Source organism: Haloferax sp. s1, assembly GCF_058382125.1.
Map to the genome: position 1 here is coordinate 1 of NZ_JBZRPK010000133.1, position 1,256 is coordinate 1,256.

The 1,256-nt window shown below is 56.3% G+C and carries 1 protein-coding gene and 1 pseudogene; one reads left to right on the top strand and one right to left on the bottom strand.

Features of this window, described 5'->3' with window-relative positions; translation table 11 throughout:
• Positions 1 to 344 (bottom strand): annotated as a pseudogene (locus QT222_RS00960) (peptide chain release factor aRF-1); the annotation flags it as partial.
• Between the two features lie 601 nt (positions 345 to 945).
• On the opposite strand from QT222_RS00960, the gene QT222_RS00965 reads away from it, so the two are divergent.
• On the top strand, positions 946 to 1,256 hold a 311-nt coding region (locus QT222_RS00965; RefSeq protein WP_491476007.1), incomplete at its 3' end, for a hypothetical protein.

The window sequence follows — 1,256 nt, forward strand, 5'->3', positions numbered from 1 at the left end:
GCACAGCGGTACAGTGAGACGTCGACGGGGACGTCGAGATCGTCGAAGACGGCGTCCTGCAGCTCACCGTCGACGACACCTGCGTAGATGACGAGGCCGCTTGGTGGTGTCTCTTTGTACGCTTGGAGGAGGCGTCGGATGCGTCCGAGAGCGTCCTGGACGTGCGTTCGTGTCTGATCGGATTTGATGTTCGCAGCCTGTGCATATTCTCGGTCGATGCGCTCACGGACCGCATGGAGTGATTTGTCTGGCGGGACGGCCACGGTGATGAGCTCGGTGCCCTCGCCACGGTAGTTTGTGAGCTGGTCGATTCGATCGCGGAGTTCGTACTCGGTGGTCTGCATTTGTCTCGGTGAAAGCGGCGTCGCTGCTCGATGAGAAGGCGATACACCCGCCGGCGCCGCTACCAACTACGAAAGAACAGAGCAAGCGCTCATCGTCCGCACGTTCACCTGTTGCACCGGCGGTGTGTGGTGCATACTATGTCGTTCGTGACGGTGCAGGATAATGCTTCCGTCGAGACGGTTAGCGGTGGCCGAGAACGAATAGAAAGCCCTCGGCCGCTCGGCATCCCGCGACCACGCGAGACTGCGTCTCGCTTGCTCCCGTTCGCTCCTGAAGACTCGCTTCGCTCGTCTTCCGTGCTCCCGCTCGCTACACTCGCGGGAACTCCGCTCACGGGAACCCCGCTGCGCTCCTCGTGCCTGCGGTGCTTGCGGGGTCGGGGGACGACCGAGACGGCCTCGCCCTTTCTGAGTCCGCCAGGATGTCAGCTGTGTCACTGAGCGTCGAGAGTGGTTGAACGGTGGTTCTCTACGGCCCGTCCACTCTTATCGGTGAACTCTGCAACGGAGCAGGAGGCAGAAATACTCCTGAATATTTGAATTTGGATGCACGAATTCAGTGTGAAGTTATAATTATCCCCACATATTATTGTAGCACAAGATGACTGGATCGGCTGATTCTAACGACACTGATCAACAAGATCAATCAGCTGATCCCGAAACAGAGCGGAGCTTCTCGGTCCCACTTCGCGATCCTTACGTCCTTTTTGTTGCAGTCGTCAGGAAGATCCTACATGGCGTGAACTGGATATACGAATGGTATAGCTGGCTTCCGGGATGGGCAAAGGTTGGAGGAGGGATCATAATATTCTTATCTGGAATATTTTTCGGTCAACAAATCCAGTCAGCTATCAATTACCTCGTATCCGCAACTATCGGCCCGTTCTTCGGTGAATTTGTTCAGTTCTCGTT